Below are 22,910 nucleotides of genomic sequence, written 5' to 3' on the forward strand. Positions count from 1 at the left end.
GGCGCTGCCCGGGCCGTCAGGCCTGGGGCTTGCGCTCCTCCTCGGGCTGGCTGACCGGAGCGGTCTCGACGCTCACCGCTTCGGCTGCCGGTTCGCCAGTCGGTTGGGCGGCTTCCGCGTCGGCTGCCGGGGCGGCCTGCGCTTCGCCCGGCTGGGCCTCGGCCTCGACAGGAGCATTCCTGGCTTCACTGCCAGTGGCCAGCGGAGCCTCGACCGGAGTTTCGGTCGCGGCCTCAGGCGCGGTTACGGTCGGTTCGGCCTCGATCGCCGCCTGCGGGGCAGGCTCTACCTGAGCCGGGGCAGCAGCCTCCTGGGTGGCGGCGGCCTCGCGGGCCTGACGCTCGGCCTCACGGCGGCGGCGACGCTCGCGCGGATCGTTGGGCGCACGTCCACCCGCCGCAGCAGCTTCCTCGCGAGTTTCGGTCGCCGGCGCTTCGCTGTCGATCGCCTCGGCGGCGGCCTCTTGCGGCTGGGCGACTGCGACGGTCTCGATGGCCTGTGCAGTCTCGACGACCGGCAGTGGTTCGCTGACCGCTACGGCGGCCTGGTCGTCCTCCACCGCAGTGGGCGTTGCGCTGACGGCTTCTTCGACGGCGGCCTCCACGGCCACCGCCGCGGCGATGGCGGTAGCGACGGTCGGTGCGACGGCTTCGCCTGCGGCAGCAGCCGGGCTGACTTCCTCGACGGTCAGTTCCTCGATGCCGGCTTCACGCTGGCGTTCGCGGCGGTTGCTGCGGCGACGCTGGCCACGCGAGCGGCGGCGCGGGCGTTCGCCTTCACCTTCCTGCTCGTCCTGGCCCGGCTCCTCCTCGAGCCCCTCCAGTTCCTCGGCCGCCTGCTCGGCGCTTTCCTCTTCGGGGGCCGGACGCGGCGGACGCTCGCCACGCGCCCTGCGCTCCTCGCGGCGGGTAGCACCGGCTTCCGCGGTTTCTGCCTCGACGACGCCGGTCTCCTCGCGGGCAACGGTCTCCTCGCTTACCGGGCGTTCTTCGCGCTCCTCGCGAGGTTTGCGCTCCTCACGCGGCTGACGCTCTTCACGCGGCTGGCGTTCTTCGCGCGGCTGACGCTCCTCGCGGGGCTGGCGTTCTTCACGCGGCTGACGTTCCTCGCGGGGCTGGCGCTCCTCACGCGGCTGACGCTCCTCGCGGGGCTGGCGCTCTTCACGCGGCTGACGCTCCTCGCGGGGCTGGCGCTCTTCACGCGGCTGACGTTCCTCGCGGGGCTGGCGTTCCTCACGCGGCTTGCGCTCTTCACGCGGCTGACGCTCCTCGCGGGGCTGGCGCTCTTCACGCGGCTTGCGCTCCTCGCGCGGCTGGCGCTCCTCGCGCGGCTGGCGCTCGGCGCGCTCGCCATCGCGGCGACGGCTCTGCTGGCGGCCGCCACGGCGCTCCTCGCTACGCGCCGGGCGCTCGCCGGCGCTCGGCTGGGCAGGAGCTTCGGCCGCCGGCTTGGGCTCTTCCTTGCCGGCGAACAGACCGACCAGCGAGCGGATCAGGCCCTTGAACAGGCTCGGCTCGGGAGTGGGGTGGGCCGCCTGCGGTGCCGGGGTCGGTGCCGGGGCGGCAGGCGCTTCCACCGCCTGCGGTGCCGGACGCTCGTGGGTGACGGTCTTCACCGCTGCCTCCTGGCGCACCAGGGTGCGGGTGGCGGCGACCGGCTGGACTTCCTCGACCTCGGTCGGGGTCATCTCGTAGCTGGACTGGCCGACCAGCGCTTCCGGGCTGTCGTCGCGCAGGCGCTGCACTTCGAAATGCGGGGTTTCCAGATGGTCGTTGGGCAGGATGACGATGCGTGCACGGGTGCGCAGCTCGATCTTGGTGATGGCGTTGCGCTTCTCGTTGAGCAGGAAGGCGGCCACCGGGATCGGCACCTGGGCGCGGACCTCGGCGGTGCGGTCCTTGAGCGCTTCTTCCTCGATCAGGCGCAGGATGGCCAGCGACAGCGACTCGACGTCACGGATGATGCCCTGGCCGTTGCAGCGCGGGCAGACCACGCCGCTGGTCTCGCCGAGCGACGGGCGCAGGCGCTGACGGGACATCTCCAGCAGGCCGAAGCGCGAGATGCGGCCGACCTGGACGCGGGCGCGGTCGGCCTCGAGGCATTCGCGCACGCGGTCCTCGACGGCGCGCTGGTTCTTCGCCGGGGTCATGTCGATGAAGTCGATGACGATCAGGCCGCCGATGTCGCGCAGGCGCAGCTGGCGGGCGATTTCCTCGGCCGCTTCCAGGTTGGTCTGCAGCGCGGTTTCCTCGATGTCGCTGCCCTTGGTGGCGCGCGCCGAGTTGATGTCGATGGACACCAGCGCCTCGGTCGGGTCGATGACGATGGAGCCGCCCGACGGCAGCTTCACTTCACGCTGGAAGGCGGTCTCGATCTGGCTCTCGATCTGGAAGCGGTTGAACAGCGGCACGCTGTCCTGGTACAGCTTGATCTTGCTGGCGTACTGCGGCATCACCTGCTGGATGAAGTTCAGCGCCTCTTCCTGGGCCTCGATGCTGTCGACCAGCACTTCGCCGATGTCCTGGCGCAGGTAGTCGCGGATGGCGCGGATGATGACGTTGCTTTCCTGATAGATCAGGAAGGGCGCGGCACGACCCTGCGAGGCTTCCTTGATCGCGGTCCACAGCTGCACCAGGTAGTCGAGGTCCCACTGCAGTTCCTCGCTGGAACGGCCGAGGCCTGCGGTGCGCACGATCAGGCCCATGTCGCCCGGGGCGTTGAGGCCGTTGAGCGCCTCGCGCAGTTCGTTGCGCTCCTCGCCCTCGATGCGGCGGGAAATGCCGCCGGCGCGCGGGTTGTTGGGCATCAGCACCAGGTAGCGGCCGGCCAGGCTGATGAAGGTGGTCAGTGCCGCGCCCTTGTTGCCGCGCTCTTCCTTCTCGACCTGGACGATGACTTCCTGGCCTTCCTTGAGCACGTCCTTGATGTTGACGCGACCCTCGGGGGCCTTGATGAAGTATTCGCGGGAGATTTCCTTGAGCGGCAGGAAGCCGTGGCGCTCGGCGCCGAAATCGACGAAGGCGGCCTCGAGGCTGGGTTCGACGCGGGTAATGCGGCCCTTGTAGATGTTGGCCTTCTTCTGCTGGCGAGCGCCCGACTCGATGTCGAGGTCGAACAGGCGTTGGCCGTCGACCAGGGCAACACGCAACTCTTCGGGCTGAGTTGCGTTGATCAGCATTCTTTTCATGTAGTACCAATGGTTTCCGGGCTGCCGGAAACGGCGGTTGGCACGCACGACTCTCGTGGTCGGTGTCAGGTGCGCCGGGAACGGTCTGGCCGTTGCCCTTGTCAAGCCTCGCAGGCGATTGGGCCTGCGCGCGACTGGCGGCTCCTGCTAACTGTGGGTACAGAAGCACTCATTCAGGAGGAGGAATCAAACAACGCTGCGGACGATCAAGGCGTCTGGAAAGTCGAGTGCTACGCAGTCCGTCGTTTGTGCATCTCCGCCCTGCACGTATTCCCTGAGAATCGGGGTGCCGCTCGCTGAATCCGTAGCGGGTTAGCATTTGCGCGAAACGCCGGGCGTTTCGCACCTCATGTGTCTCAAGGCCTGGTTTTCCGAGTCGCCATGAATGCTTGCGCGGGCGACCCGTCGGACGGCCTGGCGTCCAGTGATTGTGTGTCCGGCGGCAGGCAGTCTGCCTTGCGTTCGCGCGGAGTGCCGCTTTTGACGGCTGCCGGAATATAGCAGCAATCATTAAATGCTTCAATTCAGGGAAAAATTGCTATGATTCGCGCATGACAACTCCCTCGCAAATCTCCACCGGCGTCCAGCTGCTCGAAGTGCAGCCGGAACTCGCCGGACAACGCATCGACAACTTCCTCCGGGCCCAGTTGAAAGGTGTTCCCAAGACCCTGATCTACCGCATCCTGCGCAAGGGCGAGGTGCGGGTGAACAAGGGGCGGATCAAGCCCGAGTACAAGCTGCAGGCTGGCGATGTGGTGCGCGTGCCGCCGCTGCGCGTGGCCGAGCGCGACGAGCCCGAGCCGCTGGCCCAGGGGCTGCTGCAGCGCCTCGAGGCGGCCATCGTCTACGAGGACAAGGCGCTGATCGTGCTGAACAAGCCGGCCGGCATCGCCGTGCACGGCGGCAGCGGGCTGAACTACGGGGTGATCGAGGCGTTCCGCCAGCTGCGCCCGGAGGCCAAGGACATCGAGCTGGTGCATCGTCTGGATCGCGATACCTCGGGGCTTTTGATGATCGCCAAGAAGCGCAGCATGCTGCGCCACCTGCACGAGGCGCTGCGCGGCGATGGCGTCGACAAGCGCTATCTGGCGCTGGTGCGCGGCAGTTGGCCGACCTCGAAGAAAAAGGTCAGCGCGCCGCTGCTGAAGAACAACCTGCGCTCGGGCGAGCGGATGGTCGAGGTCGATCCCGAGGGCAAGGACGCGCTGACCGAGTTCCGCGTGATGCGCCGCTTCGGCGACTTCGCCACCCTGGTCGAGGCCAGCCCGATCACCGGGCGCACGCATCAGATCCGCGTGCACGCCAAGCATGCCGGTCATTCGATCGCCGGCGACAGCAAGTACGGCGACGACGACTTCACCCGCGAGATCCGCGAGCTGGGCGGCAAGCGCCTGTTCCTGCATGCCCATGCGCTGCGTGTGACCCTGCCCGACGGCGAGGTGCTGGCGCTGGAGGCGCCGGTGGACGAGGTGTGGGCGCAGACCCTGGAGCGCCTGGATGCCTGACTACCAGCTGCTGGTGTTCGACTGGGACGGTACGCTGGTCGACTCCGTGGCGCGGATCGTCGAGTCGATGCGCGCAGCGGCCGATGCCTGCAGCCTGCCGCAGCTGGACGAGGTGGCCATTCGCGGCATCATCGGTCTCGGTCTGCCGGAGGCGATCCGTGCCTTGTATCCCGCGCTGGAGAGCGAGGCGGACATCGCCGTATTCCGTCAGGTCTACAGCGACCATTATCTGTGCCTGGAAAGCACGCCGTCGCCGCTGTTCGACGGCGTGCTGGAGTCGTTGCTGGCGTTCCGCGCGCAGGGCTATCGCCTGGCGGTGGCCACCGGCAAGAGTCGGCGCGGTCTGGACCGGGTGCTGGCCGGGCATGGCTGGCTGGACTTCTTCGATATCACCCGCTGCGCCGACGAGACGGCGAGCAAGCCCGATCCGCGCATGCTGCGCGAGATCCTCGCGCACTGCGGGGTGGCGCCGGCGCAGGCGCTGATGGTCGGCGATTCGCCCTTCGATCTGCTGATGGCGCACAATGCCGGCATGACCGCGGTGGCGGTGGGATACGGTGCGCAGCCGTTGACGGTGCTGCAGGAGTATCGTCCGCACCTGGCCATCGAGCGCTTTGCCGGCCTCGGGCAGTGGCTGGGGCAGGAGTGCAATCGCGAGAGAAGGGAGGTTGGCGAGCATGCAGTCGGATGAATGGAAAGCGGTGGCGGCTTCGGGTGACGAAAAGACCTGGAAGCTGCTGGAGAAGGCGGTGCTGGCCGGAGTGGTCGAGCAGCGCCGGGCGCGGCGCTGGGGCATCTTCTTCAAGAGTCTCGGCTTTCTCTACGTGTTCGGGGCGCTGTTCCTGTTCTCGCCCTGGGCGAGTCTGGACAGGGCGGCGGCGCTCAAGTCGCACACGGCGCTGATCGATGTGCGTGGGGTGATCGCCGACGAGGAGAGGGCCAGTGCCGACAATATCGTCGGCAGCCTGCGTGCGGCCTTCAAGGACAAGAACACCCGGGCCGTGGTCCTGCGCATCAACAGTCCGGGTGGCAGCCCGGTGCAGTCGGGCTACATCTACGACGAGATCCGTCGCCTGCGCGGCGAGCACCCGGACATCAAGCTGTATGCGGTGATCACCGATCTCGGTGCCTCCGGCGCCTACTACATCGCCAGTGCGGCCGATGCCATCTATGCCGACAAGGCCAGTCTGGTCGGCTCCATCGGGGTGACCGCCTCGGGCTTCGGCTTCGTCGAGGCGATGCAGAAGCTGGGCGTGGAGCGGCGCACCTATACCTCCGGGGAGCACAAGACCTTCCTCGATCCGTTCGTGCCGCAGAAGGAGGAGGAAACCCGTTTCTGGGGGGCGGTGCTGGATACCACCCACAAGCAGTTCATCGCCAGCGTCAAGCAGGGGCGTGGCGAGCGTCTGAAGGATCGGGAGCATCCGGAGCTGTTCTCCGGCCTGGTCTGGTCCGGCGAGCAGGCTCTCGAGCTGGGGCTGATCGACGGTCTGGGTAGTGCCGGCTACGTGGCGCGCGAGGTGGTCGGCGAGAAGAATCTGGTCGACTTCACCGAGAAGGAGTCGCCGATCGACCGCTTCGCCAAGAAGCTCGGCGCCGGCGTCGCCGAGCAGGTCTCGCTGTGGATGGGCTGGCGTGCCCCGGCGCTGCACTGAGCGGCCGGGGTCGATCTGCTAGGGGATCTGCACGCCTTCGGCGAGCAGCATGTCGACCAGGCGGATCAGTGGCAGTCCGATCAGGCTGGTGGCATCGCTGCCGCAGGTTTCGCGGAACAGGCTGATGCCGAGGCTCTCGGACTTGAAGCTGCCGGCGCAGTCGTAGGGCTGCTCGAGGTGCAGATAGCGCTCGATGCGCGCCTCGTCCAGCTCGCGGAAGTGCACGGTGAATGGAATGCAGTCGACCTGGGCCTGTCCGCTCTGCGAGTTGAACAGGCACAGGCCGGTATGGAAGGTCACGCTGCTGCCGCTGGCGGCGTGCAGCTGCTCGCGGGCGCGGGCGAAGTCGTGCGGCTTGCCGAGGATGCGGCCGTCGGGCAGGGCGGCGACCTGGTCGGAGCCGATGATCAGGTGTCGGGGGTATCGGTCGGTCAGGGCGCGGGCCTTGCGTTCGGCCAGGCGGCGGACCAGTTGCTCGGGATGTTCGCCGGGCAGGGCGCTTTCGTCGATGTCCGGCGACTGGCAGTCGAACGGCAGGTGCAGGCGTTCGAGCAGGGTGCGGCGGTAGGGCGAGCTGGATGCGAGTACCAGGGGCAGCATGGCGATCTCCACGGGATTTGCCGGCGATTCTAGGCGTCCGGGTGGCCTGCTGCACGCAAGGAAATTTCTTTGACAGTTAAAAGGGGTATCCCTAGAATGGCGCGCTTATGTTGAAAGGGCCGATTCCACCTCACGTCGATCCGCGAAAGCTGGCCGATCGTGGCGCCACCCTCGAGGGTGAGTTGCCGATCAAGCAGTTTTCGCGGTTGTGCGAGCAGTTGGTCAGCGATGCCGGCAGCGTCCATGTTCGTCTCGAGTTCGGTCGTGACGAGCAGGGGCTGATCGTCATGCGCGGCGAACTGGAGGTCGAGGTGCAGATGGTGTGCCAGCGTTGTCTGGAGCCGGCGACCCTTCCGGTGCACAGCGAGTTCGTCTATGCCGTGCTGCGGGAAGGTGCTTCGGCGGACTCCCTGCCGAAAAGCTACGACGCGCTGGAAGTGGGCGAGGAACCGCTCGACCTGATCGAACTGGTCGAGGACGAGCTGCTGCTCGCGCTCCCCATCGTCCCGGCCCACGAACCCGATGCATGCCAGCATCCAGCAGGCTTTGCAGCAGCACCAGAACCGAGCGTCAACGAGGTTTCGCGGTCCAACCCGTTCGATGTACTGGCGCAGTTGAAACGTGACCCAAACGTTTAGGAGTTAACTCAAATGGCTGTTCAACAGAACAAAAAGTCTCGTTCCGCTCGCGACATGCGTCGTTCCCACGATGCGCTCGAGGCCAACGCACTGTCCGTCGAGAAGAGCACCGGTGAAGTTCACCTGCGCCACCACGTCAGCCCGGAAGGTGTCTACCGTGGTCGCAAGGTGATCGACAAGGGCGCCACCGAGTAATCTTGGTCGCTCCGGTCCTCGCGATCGATGCAATGGGTGGGGACTTCGGTCCCCACTGCATTGTTCCGGCCTGCATTTCCAGCCTGGCCGAGCACTCCTCCCTGCGGTTGATCCTCGTCGGCCAACCCGCCCTCATAGAGCAGTTGATTGCAGAGCACGCCTCTGTCGATCGCTCCCGCCTGCTCGTGCATCCCGCCAGCCAAGTGATTGCGATGGACGAACGTCCGGCGCAGGTGCTGCGTGGCAAGCTCGACTCCTCGATGCGTCAGACCCTCGAACTGGTGCGCAGTGGCGCGGCCCAGGCGTGCGTCAGTGCCGGCAATACCGGTGCGCTGATGGCGCTGTCGCGGCATGTGCTGAAGACCCTGCCGGGTATCGACCGGCCGGCGATGGTCAGCGCCATTCCCACCCTGCGCGGCAGCTGCCTGCTGCTGGATCTCGGCGCCAACGTCGACTGCAGTGCGGAGAACCTCTACCAGTTCGCCGTCATGGGGGCGGTCGCCGCCGAGGCGCAGGGTGTGGCGAATCCGCGGGTGGCGCTGCTCAATGTCGGCACCGAGGAGATCAAGGGCAGTCAGACGGTCAAGCTGGCGGCCAGCCTGCTGCAGCAGGCGCGCGCGCTCAACTATGTCGGTTTCGTCGAGGGCGACGGCCTGTATCGCGGCGACGCCGACGTGGTGGTCTGCGATGGCTTCGTCGGCAATGTCGTGCTCAAGGCCAGCGAGGGGCTTGCGGCGATGATCGCTGCGCGTATCGCCGCGCGCTTTCGCGCTGGGCCGTTCGCCCGCCTGGCCGGCCTGCTGGCGCTGCCGCTGCTGCGCGAGCTGCAGGGCGAGCTGCGTCCGGCGCGGCATAACGGCGCGAGCTTTCTCGGATTGCAGGGCATTGTGGTAAAAAGCCACGGCGGCGCCGGGCCGGAAGGTTTCCGCGCCGCCATCCGGCGGGCGCTGGCGGAAGTCGACGAGAACCTGCCGCAGCGCCTGCATGGGCGCCTCGAGCATCTGCTGCTTTAATTGCCCGGGTGTGACCGCAGGTCAACGCCTGTCATCCAACTGTCAGTCCGCTGCGCTGCCTCGGGTGGCGCAGTCCTCCTGACGAACAAGTACACAAGGGACTTGCTCCATGTCTTCTTCCCTCGCTTTCGTTTTCCCCGGTCAGGGTTCCCAGACTGTCGGCATGCTCGCCGAGCTGGGTGCGCAGCACGCCGTGATCGGCGAGACCTTCGCCGAAGCCTCGGCAGCCCTGGGCTACGACCTCTGGGCGCTGATCCAGGAAGGCCCTGCCGAGCAGCTCAACCAGACCGACAAGACCCAGCCGGCCATTCTCGCCGCCTCCGTCGCCCTGTGGCGCCTGTGGCAGGCCGAGGGCGGCGCGCAGCCGGCCTTCGTCGCCGGTCACAGCCTGGGCGAGTACTCGGCGCTGGTGGCTGCAGGCTGCCTGCCCTTCGCCGATGCGGTCAAGCTGGTCGAGCTGCGTGGCCAGCTGATGCAGCAGGCGGTGCCGGCCGGTCAGGGCGGCATGGCGGCGATTCTCGGCCTGGACGACGACGCCGTGCGCGCCGCGTGTGCCGAGGCGGCGCAGGGCGAGGTGGTCAGTGCGGTCAACTTCAACGCGCCGGGCCAGGTGGTGATCGCCGGCGCCGCGGCAGCGGTCGAGCGCGCCATCGAGGCGTGCAAGGCCCGGGGCGCCAAGCGCGCCATGGCCCTGCCGGTGAGCGTGCCGTCGCACTGCGCGCTGATGCGTCCGGCGGCCGAGAAGTTCGCGGCAGCAGTGGATGCCATCGACTGGCAGGCCCCGCAGATCGCCATCGTGCAGAACACCAGTGCTCAGGTGCCGGCGGATCTCACCGCGCTCAAGCGCGACCTGCTCGAGCAGCTGTACAGCCCGGTGCGCTGGGTGGAGAGCATCGTGACCCTGGCCGAACGCGGTGTGACCGAGCTGGTCGAGTGCGGCCCGGGCAAGGTCCTGTCCGGCCTCAACAAGCGCTGCGCCAAGGGCGTCAACACCCACAATCTGGATACCCCCGAGGCCTTCGCCGCCGCCCGTGCGGCCCTGGCCTGAACATCAGGAGAAACACCCCATGAGTCTGCAAGGTAAGGTGGCCCTGGTCACCGGCGCTACCCGCGGCATCGGCCAGGCCATCGCCCTGGAGCTGGGCCGCCAGGGCGCCATCGTCATCGGCACCGCCACCAGCGCCGCCGGCGCCGAGCGCATCGCCGAGTACCTCAAGGCGGCTGGCATCGAAGGTGCCGGCCTGGTCCTCGACGTCGCCAGTGACGAGTCGGTGGCCCAGACCCTCGAGCACATCCAGCAGCACCTCGGCCAGCCGGCCATCCTGGTGAACAACGCCGGCATCACCCGCGACAACCTGATGCTGCGGATGAAGGACGAGGAGTGGAGCGACGTCATCAACACCAACCTGACCAGCATCTACCGCCTGTCCAAGGCCGTGCTCAAGGGCATGACCAAGGCGCGCTGGGGCCGGATCATCAACATCAGTTCGGTGGTCGGCTCGATGGGCAATGCCGGTCAGGCCAACTACGCGGCGGCCAAGGCCGGCGTGGAAGGCTTCAGCCGCGCCCTGGCTCGTGAGGTCGGCTCGCGCAACATCACCGTCAATGCGGTTGCGCCGGGCTTCATCGATACCGACATGACCCGCGACCTGCCGGAAGCGCATCGCCAGAACCTGCTGACCCAGATTCCGCTGGGGCGTCTGGGGCAGGCGGAGGAGATCGCCAGCGTGGTAGGCTTCCTCGCCGGCGAGGGTGGCGCCTACGTCACCGGCGCGACCATCCCGGTCAACGGTGGCATGTACATGTAAAAAAGTGCCGCCGGCCCCGTGCCGGCGGCAATGGCGGCATCCCCGAAAAAGCGCCATGTGGTTGTTTTGCAAGGCAGTTTTCCTGGCGGGCGAAAAAATGCGCTTCGGCAGGCCGGCAAGGGTTTTGCTTGAAAAGCTGAAAACCCTTTCTATACACTAGCCGCCACCAGCTACATGGAACTCTCCATAGGAGTGAGAACGAGATATGAGCACCATCGAAGAACGCGTCAAGAAAATCGTTGCCGAGCAGCTTGGCGTTAAAGAAGAAGAAGTGACCAACAGCGCTTCCTTCGTGGAAGACCTGGGCGCTGATTCCCTGGACACCGTGGAGCTGGTCATGGCTCTCGAGGAAGAATTCGAGACCGAAATCCCGGACGAGCAGGCTGAGAAGATCACCACCGTTCAGGAAGCCATCGATTACATCAATGCTCACGGCCAGCAGTAAGTAATCGTCGGTTCCGACCGGAAAAAGCCGCACGTCCCTGAAAAGACGTGCGGTTTTTCTTTGGGTAAAAGGAAGTGGTGGCGCTGGTCTGGCCACGCTTCGTCGCTGTAGTGGATCAACAAGAGGAGAGCGCTGTGTCGCGTAGACGCGTCGTGGTCACCGGTCTTGGCATGCTGTCACCCCTCGGCCCGGATGTGGCCAGCAGTTGGCAGGGCGTGCTGGCCGGGCAGAGTGGCATCGGTCCGATCGGGCATATGGATGTCTCGGCTTTCGCCACCCGCTTCGGTGGTTCGGTCAAGGGCTTCAATGTCGAGGACTACCTGCCGGCCAAGGAAGCTCGCAAGATGGACCTCTTCATCCAGTACGGCATGGCCGCCAGCCTGCAGGCGGTGCGCGACGCCGGCCTGGAGGTCACCGACGCCAACCGCGAGCGCGTGGGCGTGGCCATGGGCTCGGGCATCGGCGGCCTGACCAACATCGAGAACAACGCCAGGTCGCTGCACGAGCAGGGGCCGCGGCGCATCTCGCCGTTCTTCGTGCCGGGCTCGATCATCAACATGATTTCCGGGTTCCTGTCGATCCATCTGGGCGCACAGGGTCCCAACTACGCGATCACCACCGCGTGCACCACCGGCACCCACAGCATCGGCATGGCGGCGCGCAACATCGCCTACGGCGAGGCCGACGTGATGATCGCCGGCGGCTCCGAGATGGCCACCTGCGGCCTGGGTCTCGGCGGCTTCGGCGCAGCCCGGGCCCTGTCCACCCGCAACGACGAGCCGACCCGTGCCAGCCGCCCCTGGGACCGCGGCCGTGACGGCTTCGTGCTGGCCGACGGCGCCGGCGCCCTGGTGCTGGAAGAGCTGGAGCACGCCAAGGCCCGCGGCGCGCGCATCTATGCCGAGCTGGTCGGCTTCGGCATGAGCGGTGACGCCTACCACATGACCGCGCCGCCGGAGACCGGCGACGGCGCCGCGCGCTGCATGCAGAATGCCCTGCGTGACGCCGGCCTGAACCCGGAGCAGGTGCAGTACATCAACGCCCACGGCACCTCGACCCCGGCCGGCGACCTGGCCGAGTGCGCGGCGGTCAAGCGCGTGTTCGGCGAGTACGCCCACAGCCTGGCGGTCAGCTCGACCAAGTCGATGACCGGCCACCTGCTGGGCGCCGCCGGTGCGGTGGAGGCGATCTTCAGCATCCTCGCCCTGCGCGACCAGGTGGCGCCGCCGACCATCAACCTCGACGAGCCGGACGAGGGCTGCGACCTCAACTTCGTCGCCCACCAGGCGCAGGCGATGCCGATCGACGTGGCGGTGTCCAACTCCTTCGGCTTCGGCGGCACCAACGGCACCCTGGTGTTCCGCCGCTTCGCCGGCTGATGGGGCTGACCTGGATCGACGGTCGCCCGGCGGACGCCCTGCCGCTGAGCGACCGCGGTCTGGCCTACGGCGATGGCCTGTTCGAGACCATCGCCGTGCGCCGCGGCCGCCTGCTCCTGCTCGAGCGCCATCTGCAGCGCCTCGGCGAGGGTGCCCGGCGCCTCGCCCTGCCGCTGGACCTGGCGCTGGTGCGCGCCGAGCTGCTGGCCTTCGCCGGCGAGCTCGGCAGCGGCGTGGCCAAGCTGATCGTCACCCGCGGCGACGGCCTGCGCGGCTACGCGCCGCCGGCCGACGCCCGCTGCCGGCGCATCCTCTCCGGCGGTCCGCCGCCCGCCTATCCGGCGCGCCACCGCGAACAGGGCATCCGCCTGTTTCCCTGTGCCACCCGCCTGGCCGAGCAGCCGCTGCTGGCGGGGCTCAAGCACCTCAATCGCCTCGAGCAGGTCCTCGCCCGCGCCGAATGGCAGGACCCGGCCTGTGCCGAGGGGCTGATGCGCGACGCCAGCGGCCGGGTGGTCGAGGGCGTGTTCAGCAACCTGTTCGTGGTGCGCGACGGCGAGCTGCTGACGCCCGCGCTGGCGCGCTGCGGCGTGGCCGGCGTGATGCGTGCGGAGATCCTCGCCCGCGCCGCGCAGGCGGGCATCGCCACGCGCATCGAGGATATCGACTATCCGGCCCTGCTGGCTGCCGACGAGGTGTTCCTCTGCAACAGCCAGTACGGCATCTGGCCGGTGGTAGCGCTGGAGGGGCACGGCTGGCCGCTGGGCGGGCTGACCCGTAAACTGCAGGGTCTGCTGTCCGACCTGGTGGATGCCTGATCGTGAAACGTTTTCTGCTGTACCTGCTGGAAGGCGGGCTGATGCTGGCAGGCCTGCTGCTGGTTTTCGCCGGCTGGCAGCAGCATGTGGCCCTCGAGCAGCCGCTGGCGCTGAGCGAGGAGCGCCTGCTCGAGGTACCGGCCGGCGCGACCCCCGGCGGCCTGCTCGCCAGGCTCGAGGACGAGGGCGTGCTGGACGGCGCGCTGTGGCTGCGCCTGTACTGGCGCTTCAATCTCGACGGCAAGGGCCTGCACAGTGGCGAGTATCGCCTCGCCCCCGGGCAGACCGCGCGCGACCTGCTGGCCCAGTGGCAGCGTGGCGAGGTGGTCAGTTACAGCCTGACCCTGGTCGAGGGCTGGAGCTTCCGCCAGTTGCGCGCGGCGCTGGCGAGCCAGGAGCGTCTGGAGCAGACCCTGGCCGGCCTCGACGATGCCGCCGTGATGCAGCGCCTCGGCTTCGCCGGCCAGCATCCCGAGGGGCGTTTCTTTCCCGATACCTACCGATACGTGCGCGGCATGCGTGACATCGATCTGCTGCGCCAGGCTCACGAGCGGCTGGATCAGGTGCTCGACGAGGAGTGGCGCCAGCGCGCCGAGGGCCTGCCCTACAAGGATGCCTACCAGGCGCTGATCATGGCGTCCCTGGTGGAGAAGGAAACCGGGGCTGCCCACGAGCGGCCCGAGATCGCCGGGGTGTTCGTCCGTCGACTGCGTCAGGGCATGCTGCTGCAGACCGATCCGACGGTGATCTACGGTCTCGGCGAGCGCTATGCCGGCAACCTGACTCGCGCGCACCTGCGCGAGGCGACGCCCTACAACACCTACACCAATCCCGGGCTGCCGCCGACACCGATCGCCATGGTCGGCCGCGAGGCGATCCGCGCCGCGCTCAATCCGGCCGGCGGCGACAGTCTGTACTTCGTCGCCCGCGGCGACGGCACCCATGTCTTCTCGCGCTCGCTCGACGAGCACAACCGGGCGGTGCGCGAATTCCAGCTCAAGCGGCGCGAGGACTACCGTTCCAGTCCGGCCGCCACGCCACAAGGAAACAGTCAGTGAGCGGTCTGTTCATCACCCTCGAAGGCCCCGAAGGCGCGGGCAAGAGCACCAATCGCGACTACCTGGCCGAGCGCCTGCGCAGCCAAGGCTGCGATGTGCTGCTGACCCGCGAGCCCGGCGGCACGCCCTTGGCCGAGCGCATCCGCGAGCTGCTGCTGGCGCCCAGCGACGAGCCGATGGCGGCCGACACCGAGCTGCTGCTGGTGTTCGCCGCGCGCGCCCAGCACCTGGCCCGGGTCATCCGCCCGGCGCTGGCGGCCGGCAAGGTCGTGCTGTGCGACCGCTTCACCGACGCCACCTACGCCTACCAGGGCGGCGGGCGCGGCCTGCCGCTGGAGCGCATCGCCCAGCTGGAGAGCTTCGTGCAGGGCGAGCTGCGCCCGGAGCTGACCCTGGTGTTCGACCTGCCGGTGGAAGTCGGCCTGGCCCGCGCCGCCGCCCGTGGCCGCCTGGATCGTTTCGAGCAGGAGGCGCAGGACTTCTTCGAGGCGGTGCGCCAGACCTACCTGGCGCGTGCGCGCCTGGCGCCGGCGCGCTACCGTCTGCTGGATGCCGCGCAGCCGCTCGCTGCGGTGCAGGCCCAGCTCGACGCCCTGCTGCCCGAGCTGCTGGAGCGCGCGCGTGGCTGAGGCCTATCCCTGGCAGCAGGCGCTGTGGCAGCAGCTTGCGCGCCGCCAGCAGCATGCCCACGCCTACCTGCTGCACGGCCCCGCCGGCATCGGCAAGCGCGCCCTGGCCGAGCGCCTGGCGGCGCTGCTGCTGTGTGCGGCGCCGACGGCGGAGGGCGCCTGCGGTGGCTGCAAGGCCTGCCTGCTGCTGCGCGCCGGCACCCATCCGGACTTCTTCGACCTGCAGCCGGAGGAGCCGGACAAGCCGATCAAGGTCGACCAGGTGCGCGAGCTGGTGGATTTCGTCGCCCAGACCGCCCAGCTCGGCGGGCGCAAGCTGGTCCTGCTCGAGCCGGCCGAGGCGATGAACCTCAACGCCGCCAACGCCCTGCTGAAAAGCCTGGAGGAGCCCTCCGGCGACACCGTGCTGCTGCTGGTCAGCCACCAGCCCAGTCGCCTGCTGCCGACCATCCGGAGCCGCTGTCTGCAGCAGGCCTGCCCGTTGCCGACGCCGGTGCTGGCCGGTGCCTGGCTGGCTGCGCAGCTGCCGGAGCTGGAGCCGGCGCTGCATCGGCGCCTGCTCGCGCTGGCGACCGGTTCGCCACTGCGTGCCCTGCAGCTGCACCGCGATGGGGTGCTGGATCAGCGTGCGCTGGTCGAGGAGGGCATCAGGAAGCTGCTCAAGCAGCAGGCCGCGCCTTCCGAGCTGGCCGAGGCGTGGAAGCACATTCCGCTGGCGCTGCTGCTCGACTGGTTCTGCGCCTGGCTGCTGCAGGTGCTGCGCTGCCAGCTGGCCGGCGCCGAGGGCGAGGCCGAGGAGCCGATGGACAAGGTGGTGCGCTGGCTGGCCGGGCGCACGCCGCCGAACGCCGTGCTGGCGCTGCAAGACTGGCTGCTCGCCGAGCGGCAGAAGGTGCTCGGCAAGGCCAATCTCAATCGCGCACTGCTTCTCGAAGCCCTGCTGGTACGGTGGGCAAGCCTGCCGTCGGCAGGCTAGAATCGCAGTCCGCATCGGCCACGGAGCCTGCCCATGAGCATGCCACCCCTCGGCGGTCGCAACGCCATCCTCACCCTGACTCTCAAGGACAAGGCCCAGCTGTACGCGGCCTACATGCCCTTCGTGCGCAACGGCGGCCTGTTCATCTCCACCAGCAAGACCTATCGCCTGGGCGACGAGGTGTTCGTGCTGCTGACCCTGATGGACGAGCCGGAGAAGATCCCGGTCGCCGGCAAGGTGGTCTGGATCACTCCCAAAGGGGCCCAGGGCAACCGCACCGCCGGAATCGGTGTGCAGTTCAACGACGGCGACCGCAGCACCCGCAACAAGATCGAAACCTACCTCGCCGGTGCGCTCAAGTCCGAGCGCCCGACCCTGACCATGTGACCATGCTCGTAGACTCCCACTGTCATCTCGACCGCCTGGACCTCAAGGCCCACGGCGGCTCGCTCGACGCCGCGCTGGCGGCCGCCCGTTCGCGTGGCGTCGGCCGCTTCCTGTGCATCGGCGTCAGCGCCGACAACGCCAGCGCCGTGCGCCAGCTGGCGGAAACCTACCTGGACGTGTACTGCTCGATCGGCGTGCATCCGCTGGATCTCGAGCCCGGCAGCCAGCCGGCGCTGGACTGGCTGCTGCACGAGCTGGCCCATCCGCGAGTGGTGGCCATCGGCGAGACCGGCCTCGACTACCACTACCAGCCGGAGGCTGCGGCGCTGCAGCGCGAGGGTTTCGCCCTGCACCTGGAGGCGGCGCGGCAGACCGGCAAGCCGGTGATTGTGCATACCCGCGAGGCGCGCGCCGACACTCTGGCCATGCTGCGCGAGGCCGACCTGGCGCAGGCCGGCGTACTGCACTGTTTCACCGAGGACTGGGCGATGGCCCGGGCAGCGCTGGACATGGGCTACTACATCTCGCTGTCCGGCATCGTCACCTTCCGCAACGCCGAGGCGCTGCGCGAGGTGGCCCGCCAGGTGCCGGCCGATCGCCTGCTGGTGGAAACCGACGCACCCTACCTGGCGCCGGTTCCCCATCGCGGCAAGCCGAACCTCCCGGAATACGTGCGCGACGTCGCCGAGTTCCTCGCCACCCTGCGCGGGGTTTCCTGCGAGGTTCTGGCCGCGCAGACCACCGCCAACTTCGAGCGGCTGTTCCCGCTGGCGCGGTCCTGCTGAAACGGCGGACAAAAAAAACCCGGGTTCTGGGGGAATCCGGGTCAAGACCATTAGGAGTGAAACCGGAACAGGCGTTCCCACGCCGTTCCGCCTGACGGGCACTTGGGGGGAGGTGCCGCACATCAGTAATGTGAGTATTGACCAGTCTTCGATACTTTACCGGCAGGAATCCCCCAGTTTTAAAACGGATTTGAAATAGTTCCCCGCTTGCTGAGTGCGTCGCCGAATCAGGCTGGCCAGATGATGACCCTGCGGCTCCATGCGGCAGCCGCTGCGCCGTTCAGGCCAGCCGATGCAGCAGGGCCAGGGTATCCTCGATCACCGTCTCCGTCGTGTAGAAGTGCGGCGACAGACGGATGCCGCCGCCGCGCTGGGCACACACCACCTGTTCCTTCTTCAGTGCCTCGAACAGCTCGCCATTGTCCCGACCGGCCAGGGCGAAGGTGAGGATGCCGGCGCGCCGCCCGGGCTCCTGCGGGCTCAGCAGGCGGGCGCCGGGCAGAGCGGCGATCCCCGCGTGCAGGCGGGCGATGCGCTGCTCGATCAGCGTCGCCACCTGCGCCATTCCCACTTCCTCGAGCAGCGCCAGGCTGGCCTCCAGCGCCACCGCGCCGAGCATGTTCGGGCTGCCGCACTCGAAGCGCCGCGCGGTCTTCGCCGGCTGCCAGTCGCGCCTGTCGTAGTTGCCGGCGTCCTCGAGCATGTGCCAGCCGTACTCGTGCAGCCTGAGCTGCTCGCGCAGGTCGCGGCGGCAGTAGAACACCCCGAGCCCCTCCGGGCCGAGCAGCCACTTGTGGCCGTCGGCCATGGCGAAGGCGCAGCCGCTGGCCTGCACGTCGAACGGCTGGGCGCCGAGCTGCTGGATGGCATCGATGCACAGCAGTACGCCGCGCTCGGTGCAGCCGGCGCCGAGTCGCGGCATGTCCAGGCGCAGGCCGCTGGCGTACTGCACCGCACTGATCGCCAGCAGGCGGGTGCGCGGGGTGCAGGCTTCGATCAGGGCGGCTTCCGGGTCGCTGCCGGCGATGTCCACCTCGACCACCTCGACGCCCTGCGGGCGCAGCGCCTCCCAGACCACGCGGTTGGAGGGGAACTCCTGGTCGCTGATCACCACCTGGTCGCCGGGGCGCCAGTCGAGGCCGAAGGCGACGAACGACAGCGCCTCCGAGGTGTTCTTCACCAGCGCCACGTCCGCTGTCGACGGCGCGTTGAGCAGGCGCGCCAGGCGCTGGCGCAGGCGCTGCTCCAGTTGCAGCCACTGCGGGTAGTCGCGGGCGCCGACGCGCAGGTTCTGCTCGGCGAAGGCGCATACCGCGGCGCTGGCCCGGCGCGGCCAGGGCGCCACGGCGGCATGGTTGAGGTAGCGCAGGCCGGCTTCCTGGGGAAATTCGTCGTGCCACGGATTCATAGTCGCTGCTCCTGCTGATGGGCGGTTTGCGGCATGATACATGGCGGTCCGGGCGGCAGGTCGTCCCGGCGGTTCATCAGCAGGCACGGGGAGATGGCGATGACGGAGGGAAGCAAGGCGGGGGATCTGCTGCAGCAGATCCCGGCGAGCAAGGGCGGGCTGCCGCCGGTGCATCTGTGGAATCCGCCGTTCTGCGGCGACATCGACATGCGCATCGCCCGCGACGGCAGCTGGCATTACCTGGGCACGCCGATCGGCCGGCCGGCGATGGTGCGGCTGTTCTCCACCATCCTGCGCCGCGACGGCGAAGACTACTTCCTGGTGACCCCGGTGGAGAAGGTCGGCATCCGCGTCGACGATGCGCCTTTCGTGGCGGTGGCGATGGACGTGGAAGGCGAGGGTGAGGCGCAGCGCCTGCGCTTTCGCACCAACGTCGACGACGAGGTGGCGGCCGGCGCCGAGCATCCGCTGCGCTTCGTCCTCGATGTGGAAAGTGGCGAGCCGTCGCCCTACGTGCACGTGCGCGCCAACCTCGAGGCGCTGATCCACCGCAACGTGTTCTATCGCCTGGTGGAGCTGGCGGTACCCTGCGAACGCAACGGCGAGGCCTGGCTGGGGGTATGGAGCGACGGCGTGCTGTTCCCCATCGCGCCGCAGCCCGAATAAGGACAACAAAAAAGGCCCCGCGGGGCCTTTTCTGTGAGCGCTTACATGTTGGGGTAGTTCGGCCCGCCGGTGCCTTCCGGGGCCACCCAGGTGATGTTCTGCGCCGGGTCCTTGATGTCGCAGGTCTTGCAGTGCACGCAGTTCTGCGCGTTGATCTGGAACTTCTTCTCGCCGCTTTCCTGGGTGACGATCTCGTACACCCCGGCCGGGCAGTAGCGCTGCGCCGGCTCATCGAAGAGCGGCAGGTTCTTCGCCAGCGGGATCGAGGCGTCGGCCAGCTTCAGGTGGCAGGGCTGGTCTTCCTCGTGGTTGGTGTTGGAGAGGAACACCGAGGACAGCTTGTCGAAGCTCAGCTTGCCGTCCGGCTTGGGGTAGTCGATCTTGGTCGACTGGGCGGCGGGCTTCAGGCAGGCATGGTCCGGCTTGTTGTCGTGCAGGGTCAGCGGGATCTTGCCGCCAAACAGGTTCTGGTCGACGAAGTTGAACGCGCCGCCGAGGATGGCGCCGAACTTGTGGATCGCCGCGCCGAAGTTGCGGCTGCGGAACAGCTCGTCGTACAGCCAGCTGTCCTCGAAGGCCTTCACGTAGTTGTTCAGCTCGTCGCCACCCTCGCGCCCGGCGCCCAGCGCCTCGACGATCGCCTCGGCGGCCAGCATGCCGGACTTCATCGCGGTGTGGCTGCCCTTGATCTTGGCGAAGTTGAGGGTGCCCAGATCGCAGCCGATCAGCGCGCCACCGGGGAACACCATCTTCGGCAGCGAGTTGAGGCCACCCTTGCAGATGGCGCGCGCGCCGTAGGCGATGCGCTTGCCGCCCTCCAGGTACTGCCTGATCACCGGATGGTGCTTGTAGCGCTGGAACTCGTCGAACGGCGACAGGTAGGGGTTGCTGTAGGACAGGTCGACGATCAGGCCGACCACCACCTGGTTGTTCTCCAGGTGATAGAGGAAGGAGCCGCCGGGGTTGTCGTCGTTGAGCGGCCAGCCGGCGGTGTGCACCACCAGGCCCTGCTCGTGTTTCGCCGGGTCGATCTCCCACAGCTCCTTGATGCCGATGCCGTAGTGCTGGGCGTCGGCCCTGGCGTCGAGCTTGTAGCGCTGGATCAGCTGCTTGCCGATATGGCCGCGGCAGCCTTCGGCGAACAGGGTGTACTTGGCGCGCAGTTCCATGCCCGGGGTGTACAGGCCGTCCTTCGGCTGGCCTTCGTGGTCGACGCCCAGATCGCCGGTGACGATGCCGCGCACCACGCCCTGCTCGTCGATCAGCGCTTCCTGGGCGGCGAAGCCCGGGTAGATCTCCACGCCCAGATTCTCGGCCTGCTGGGCCAGCCAGCGGCACAGGTTGCCCAGGGAGATGATGTAGTTGCCTTCGTTGTGCATGGTCTTGGGCACGGCGAAGTCGGGGATCCTGGTGGCGGCCTCGCTGCTCTTCAGCAGGTAGATGTCGTCGCGCTTGACCGGGGTGTTGAGCGGGGCGCCGAGGCTCTTCCAGTCGGGGAACAGTTCGGCCAGCGCGCGCGGTTCGAACACCGCGCCGGAGAGGATGTGGGCGCCGACTTCGGAGCCTTTTTCCACCACGCAGACGCTGAGCTCCTGGCCGGCTTCGGCGGCCTTCTGCTTCAGGCGGCAGGCGGCGGACAGGCCGGCAGGGCCCGCTCCGACGATGACAACGTCGAATTCCATGTATTCGCGTTCCACTCTCTCTATCTCCTAACTCAAGGCTGGCAATCTGCTTGTTGGAATCCGCAAGGCGGTTTTTGTGCAGCGCAATATATTTACGCCGGACGGCAATGCCGGTACAAGCTTTTGTTGCATGTGGGCTGAAAGGGCCCATTTTAAAGGGCTGCGCCGGTGCTGTGGAAGTTTTGTCGTATTGACCGGTCTGGGTGATATCGTCAAGATACGGCGTTTATGTCGGTCGCGGTACAGCTGAGAGTCGGTTCGATCCGGCGGGCAGCCCGGCCTGGCGGCAGCCCCGACGTCGCCATATCAACTCACCGGAGAACACGAGGAATCCATGAAGATTCTGGTAGCTGTCAAGCGAGTGGTCGATTACAACGTCAAGGTCCGCGTCAAGGCGGACAACTCCGGCGTCGACCTCGCCAACGTCAAGATGTCGATGAACCCGTTCTGCGAGATCGCCGTGGAAGAGGCGGTGCGCCTGAAGGAAAAGGGTGTCGCCAGCGAAATCGTGGCCGTCTCCGTGGGGCCGGCCGCCGCCCAGGAACAGCTGCGTACCGCCCTGGCCCTCGGCGTGGACCGCGCCATCCTGGTCGAGTCCGCCGACGAGCTGAACTCCCTGGCCGTGGCCAAGCTGCTCAAGGCCGTGGTCGACAAGGAGCAGCCGCAACTGGTCATCCTCGGCAAGCAGGCCATCGACAGCGACAACAACCAGACCGGCCAGATGCTCGCCGCGCTGACCGGCTTCGCCCAGGGCACCTTCGCCTCCAAGGTGGAAGTGAATGGCGACCAAGTCAACGTCACCCGCGAGATCGACGGCGGCCTGCAGACCGTCGCGCTCAAGCTGCCGGCCATCGTCACCACCGACCTGCGTCTCAACGAGCCGCGCTACGCTTCCCTGCCGAACATCATGAAGGCCAAGAAGAAGCCGCTGGAGACCGTCACTCCGGACGCCCTCGGCGTGTCCACCGCCTCGACCGTGAAGATCCTCAAGGTCGAGGCGCCGGCCGCGCGCAGCGCCGGCATCAAGGTCAAGTCGGTGGCCGAACTGGTCGAGAAACTGAAGAACGAAGCGAAGGTGATCTGATGGCCATTCTCGTCATTGCCGAACACAACAACGCCGCCCTGGCCCCGGCCACCCTGAATACCGTGGCCGCCGCCGCCCAGATCGGTGGCGACGTCCACGTGCTGGTCGCCGGCCAGGGTTGCGCCGCGGTCGCCGAGGCTGCCGCCAAGGTCGCCGGCGTCGCCAAGGTGCTGGTCGCCGACAGCGCCGCCTTCGCCCACCAGCTGCCGGAGAACGTCGCGCCGCTGATCGCCGAGCTGGGCAAGGGTTACAGCCACGTGCTGGCCGCCGCTACCACCACCGGCAAGAACGTGCTGCCGCGCGTCGCCGCGCTGCTGGACGTCGATCAGATATCCGAGATCATCAAGGTCGAGAGCGCCGACACCTTCAAGCGCCCGATCTACGCCGGCAACGCCATCGCCACCGTGCAGTCGAGCGCGCCGGTCAAGGTCATCACCGTGCGCGGCACCGGCTTCGACGCCGTGGCGGCCGAGGGCGGCAATGCCGCCATCGAGGCGCTGGCTGGCGGCAGCGATGCCGGCATTTCCGCCTTCGTCGGCGAGGAGCTGGCCAAGTCCGAGCGTCCCGAGCTGACCGCCGCCAAGGTGGTGATCTCCGGCGGCCGCGGCATGCAGAACGGCGACAACTTCCAGCTGCTCTACAAGCTGGCCGACAAGCTCGGCGCCGCCGTCGGTGCCTCGCGCGCCGCCGTCGACGCCGGCTTCGTGCCCAACGACCTGCAGGTCGGCCAGACCGGCAAGATCGTCGCGCCGCAGCTGTACATCGCCGTGGGCATCTCCGGCGCCATCCAGCACCTGGCCGGCATGAAGGACTCCAAGGTGATCGTGGCGATCAACAAGGACGAGGAGGCGCCGATCTTCCAGGTCGCCGACTACGGCCTGGTGGGCGACCTGTTCGAGATCGTCCCCGAGCTGGAAAAGGCCCTGTAAGCGCCTGACCGCCCGAAAGAACCCGCTCCCCGGAGCGGGTTTTTTGTATCGCCCGACTTTCCG

Annotated in this window: 23 protein-coding genes; 19 read left to right on the top strand and 4 right to left on the bottom strand. The window is 67.9% G+C overall.

Annotated features, from left to right (window positions below):
- Positions 1–16: 16 nt before the first annotated feature.
- Positions 17–3,187: a ribonuclease E gene (gene rne, locus SK095_RS00975; protein ID WP_320547585.1), complete on the bottom strand. Its 3,171-nt coding sequence runs from the start codon at positions 3,185–3,187 to the stop codon at positions 17–19.
- Between the two features lie 551 nt (positions 3,188–3,738).
- Here rne and rluC point away from each other — a divergent pair.
- The 3 genes from rluC to SK095_RS00990 are packed head-to-tail and all read left to right on the top strand — an operon-like array spanning position 3,739 to position 6,347.
- Positions 3,739–4,692, top strand: a complete 954-nt coding sequence (gene rluC, locus SK095_RS00980) for a 23S rRNA pseudouridine(955/2504/2580) synthase RluC (protein ID WP_201486334.1) — start codon at positions 3,739–3,741, stop codon at positions 4,690–4,692.
- Positions 4,685–5,383, top strand: coding sequence for an HAD-IA family hydrolase (locus SK095_RS00985; protein WP_320547586.1), 699 nt, complete (start codon positions 4,685–4,687; stop codon positions 5,381–5,383). Before rluC ends, SK095_RS00985 begins: the two co-directional genes overlap by 8 nt.
- The gene (locus SK095_RS00990; protein ID WP_320547587.1) at positions 5,370–6,347 is read left to right on the top strand and encodes a S49 family peptidase; all 978 of its coding nucleotides are present in this window, start codon (positions 5,370–5,372) and stop codon (positions 6,345–6,347) included. The genes SK095_RS00985 and SK095_RS00990 overlap by 14 nt, the downstream gene beginning before the upstream one ends.
- A gap of 18 nt (positions 6,348–6,365) precedes the next feature.
- On the opposite strand, the gene SK095_RS00995 is transcribed toward SK095_RS00990, so the two are convergent.
- On the bottom strand, positions 6,366–6,947 hold the full coding sequence (locus tag SK095_RS00995; protein ID WP_320547588.1) for a nucleoside triphosphate pyrophosphatase: 582 nt from the start codon (positions 6,945–6,947) through the stop codon (positions 6,366–6,368).
- 107 nt (positions 6,948–7,054) lie between these two features.
- Between SK095_RS00995 and SK095_RS01000 the strand changes: the two genes are divergently transcribed.
- The 13 genes from SK095_RS01000 to SK095_RS01060 all read left to right on the top strand — a co-directional run bounded on the left by SK095_RS01000 (position 7,055) and on the right by SK095_RS01060 (position 17,078).
- A complete protein-coding gene (locus SK095_RS01000; protein WP_320547589.1) occupies positions 7,055–7,585 on the top strand; it encodes a YceD family protein in 531 nt (176 codons plus the stop codon).
- A gap of 12 nt (positions 7,586–7,597) precedes the next feature.
- The gene (rpmF, locus tag SK095_RS01005) at positions 7,598–7,780 is read left to right on the top strand and encodes a 50S ribosomal protein L32 (RefSeq protein WP_136488849.1); all 183 of its coding nucleotides are present in this window, start codon (positions 7,598–7,600) and stop codon (positions 7,778–7,780) included.
- Positions 7,781–7,782: 2 nt separating this feature from the next.
- Positions 7,783–8,793, top strand: coding sequence for a phosphate acyltransferase PlsX (plsX, locus tag SK095_RS01010; protein WP_136488848.1), 1,011 nt, complete (start codon positions 7,783–7,785; stop codon positions 8,791–8,793).
- Positions 8,794–8,902: 109 nt separating this feature from the next.
- Complete coding sequence (gene fabD / locus SK095_RS01015; RefSeq protein WP_320547590.1) at positions 8,903–9,841, top strand: ACP S-malonyltransferase; 939 nt, start codon at positions 8,903–8,905, stop codon at positions 9,839–9,841.
- A gap of 19 nt (positions 9,842–9,860) precedes the next feature.
- Positions 9,861–10,601: a 3-oxoacyl-ACP reductase FabG gene (fabG, locus tag SK095_RS01020; protein WP_136488846.1), complete on the top strand. Its 741-nt coding sequence runs from the start codon at positions 9,861–9,863 to the stop codon at positions 10,599–10,601.
- Positions 10,602–10,806: 205 nt separating this feature from the next.
- The gene (acpP, locus tag SK095_RS01025) at positions 10,807–11,046 is read left to right on the top strand and encodes an acyl carrier protein (protein WP_090348699.1); all 240 of its coding nucleotides are present in this window, start codon (positions 10,807–10,809) and stop codon (positions 11,044–11,046) included.
- Between the two features lie 134 nt (positions 11,047–11,180).
- The gene (fabF, locus tag SK095_RS01030; RefSeq protein ID WP_320547591.1) at positions 11,181–12,425 is read left to right on the top strand and encodes a beta-ketoacyl-ACP synthase II; all 1,245 of its coding nucleotides are present in this window, start codon (positions 11,181–11,183) and stop codon (positions 12,423–12,425) included.
- Positions 12,425–13,243, top strand: a complete 819-nt coding sequence (pabC, locus tag SK095_RS01035) for an aminodeoxychorismate lyase (RefSeq protein ID WP_320547592.1) — start codon at positions 12,425–12,427, stop codon at positions 13,241–13,243. The genes fabF and pabC overlap by 1 nt, the downstream gene beginning before the upstream one ends.
- Positions 13,243–14,301, top strand: a complete 1,059-nt coding sequence (mltG, locus tag SK095_RS01040; RefSeq protein ID WP_414153876.1) for an endolytic transglycosylase MltG — start codon at positions 13,243–13,245, stop codon at positions 14,299–14,301. Before pabC ends, mltG begins: the two co-directional genes overlap by 1 nt.
- Positions 14,298–14,930, top strand: a complete 633-nt coding sequence (gene tmk / locus SK095_RS01045) for a dTMP kinase (RefSeq protein WP_320547594.1) — start codon at positions 14,298–14,300, stop codon at positions 14,928–14,930. Before mltG ends, tmk begins: the two co-directional genes overlap by 4 nt.
- The gene (locus SK095_RS01050) at positions 14,923–15,906 is read left to right on the top strand and encodes a DNA polymerase III subunit delta' (RefSeq protein WP_136488841.1); all 984 of its coding nucleotides are present in this window, start codon (positions 14,923–14,925) and stop codon (positions 15,904–15,906) included. The genes tmk and SK095_RS01050 overlap by 8 nt, the downstream gene beginning before the upstream one ends.
- 33 nt (positions 15,907–15,939) lie before the next feature.
- Positions 15,940–16,293 (top strand): PilZ domain-containing protein, encoded by a 354-nt coding sequence (locus SK095_RS01055; protein WP_136488840.1) that lies wholly within the window; start codon positions 15,940–15,942, stop codon positions 16,291–16,293.
- Between the two features lie 2 nt (positions 16,294–16,295).
- A complete protein-coding gene (locus SK095_RS01060; RefSeq protein ID WP_320547595.1) occupies positions 16,296–17,078 on the top strand; it encodes a TatD family hydrolase in 783 nt (260 codons plus the stop codon).
- A 280-nt stretch (positions 17,079–17,358) separates the two neighbouring features.
- Here the strand turns inward: SK095_RS01060 and SK095_RS01065 are convergent, their stop codons facing one another.
- Positions 17,359–18,486: an aminotransferase class V-fold PLP-dependent enzyme gene (locus SK095_RS01065; protein WP_320547596.1), complete on the bottom strand. Its 1,128-nt coding sequence runs from the start codon at positions 18,484–18,486 to the stop codon at positions 17,359–17,361.
- A gap of 99 nt (positions 18,487–18,585) precedes the next feature.
- Here SK095_RS01065 and SK095_RS01070 point away from each other — a divergent pair, with 99 nt between their 5' ends.
- Positions 18,586–19,152, top strand: a complete 567-nt coding sequence (locus SK095_RS01070) for a DUF1285 domain-containing protein (RefSeq protein WP_136488837.1) — start codon at positions 18,586–18,588, stop codon at positions 19,150–19,152.
- A 41-nt stretch (positions 19,153–19,193) separates the two neighbouring features.
- Here the strand turns inward: SK095_RS01070 and SK095_RS01075 are convergent, their stop codons facing one another.
- Complete coding sequence (locus SK095_RS01075) at positions 19,194–20,849, bottom strand: electron transfer flavoprotein-ubiquinone oxidoreductase (RefSeq protein ID WP_320547597.1); 1,656 nt, start codon at positions 20,847–20,849, stop codon at positions 19,194–19,196.
- A 319-nt stretch (positions 20,850–21,168) separates the two neighbouring features.
- On the opposite strand from SK095_RS01075, the gene SK095_RS01080 reads away from it, so the two are divergent.
- Positions 21,169–21,918 (top strand): electron transfer flavoprotein subunit beta/FixA family protein, encoded by a 750-nt coding sequence (locus SK095_RS01080; protein WP_136491771.1) that lies wholly within the window; start codon positions 21,169–21,171, stop codon positions 21,916–21,918.
- Complete coding sequence (locus tag SK095_RS01085) at positions 21,918–22,847, top strand: electron transfer flavoprotein subunit alpha/FixB family protein (RefSeq protein ID WP_136491770.1); 930 nt, start codon at positions 21,918–21,920, stop codon at positions 22,845–22,847. The genes SK095_RS01080 and SK095_RS01085 overlap by 1 nt, the downstream gene beginning before the upstream one ends.
- Positions 22,848–22,910 lie beyond the last annotated feature (63 nt).

It is taken from the genome of Pseudomonas sp. AN-1, assembly GCF_034057115.1.
In the GTDB taxonomy this organism is placed as follows: domain Bacteria; phylum Pseudomonadota; class Gammaproteobacteria; order Pseudomonadales; family Pseudomonadaceae; genus Geopseudomonas.

What these genes read in the sequence shown, in the direction of transcription:
- rne (WP_320547585.1), bottom strand. Translation starts at nt 3,187, where the DNA reads ATGAAAAGAATGCTGATCAACGCAACTCAGCCCGAAGAGTTGCGTGTT.
- rluC (WP_201486334.1), top strand. Translation starts at nt 3,739, where the DNA reads ATGACAACTCCCTCGCAAATCTCCACCGGCGTCCAGCTGCTCGAAGTG.
- SK095_RS00985 (WP_320547586.1), top strand. Translation starts at nt 4,685, where the DNA reads ATGCCTGACTACCAGCTGCTGGTGTTCGACTGGGACGGTACGCTGGTC.
- SK095_RS00990 (WP_320547587.1), top strand. Translation starts at nt 5,370, where the DNA reads ATGCAGTCGGATGAATGGAAAGCGGTGGCGGCTTCGGGTGACGAAAAG.
- SK095_RS00995 (WP_320547588.1), bottom strand. Translation starts at nt 6,947, where the DNA reads ATGCTGCCCCTGGTACTCGCATCCAGCTCGCCCTACCGCCGCACCCTG.
- SK095_RS01000 (WP_320547589.1), top strand. Translation starts at nt 7,055, where the DNA reads ATGTTGAAAGGGCCGATTCCACCTCACGTCGATCCGCGAAAGCTGGCC.
- rpmF (WP_136488849.1), top strand. Translation starts at nt 7,598, where the DNA reads ATGGCTGTTCAACAGAACAAAAAGTCTCGTTCCGCTCGCGACATGCGT.
- fabD (WP_320547590.1), top strand. Translation starts at nt 8,903, where the DNA reads ATGTCTTCTTCCCTCGCTTTCGTTTTCCCCGGTCAGGGTTCCCAGACT.
- fabG (WP_136488846.1), top strand. Translation starts at nt 9,861, where the DNA reads ATGAGTCTGCAAGGTAAGGTGGCCCTGGTCACCGGCGCTACCCGCGGC.
- acpP (WP_090348699.1), top strand. Translation starts at nt 10,807, where the DNA reads ATGAGCACCATCGAAGAACGCGTCAAGAAAATCGTTGCCGAGCAGCTT.
- pabC (WP_320547592.1), top strand. Translation starts at nt 12,425, where the DNA reads ATGGGGCTGACCTGGATCGACGGTCGCCCGGCGGACGCCCTGCCGCTG.
- SK095_RS01055 (WP_136488840.1), top strand. Translation starts at nt 15,940, where the DNA reads ATGAGCATGCCACCCCTCGGCGGTCGCAACGCCATCCTCACCCTGACT.
- SK095_RS01060 (WP_320547595.1), top strand. Translation starts at nt 16,296, where the DNA reads ATGCTCGTAGACTCCCACTGTCATCTCGACCGCCTGGACCTCAAGGCC.
- SK095_RS01065 (WP_320547596.1), bottom strand. Translation starts at nt 18,486, where the DNA reads ATGAATCCGTGGCACGACGAATTTCCCCAGGAAGCCGGCCTGCGCTAC.
- SK095_RS01070 (WP_136488837.1), top strand. Translation starts at nt 18,586, where the DNA reads ATGACGGAGGGAAGCAAGGCGGGGGATCTGCTGCAGCAGATCCCGGCG.
- SK095_RS01080 (WP_136491771.1), top strand. Translation starts at nt 21,169, where the DNA reads ATGAAGATTCTGGTAGCTGTCAAGCGAGTGGTCGATTACAACGTCAAG.
- SK095_RS01085 (WP_136491770.1), top strand. Translation starts at nt 21,918, where the DNA reads ATGGCCATTCTCGTCATTGCCGAACACAACAACGCCGCCCTGGCCCCG.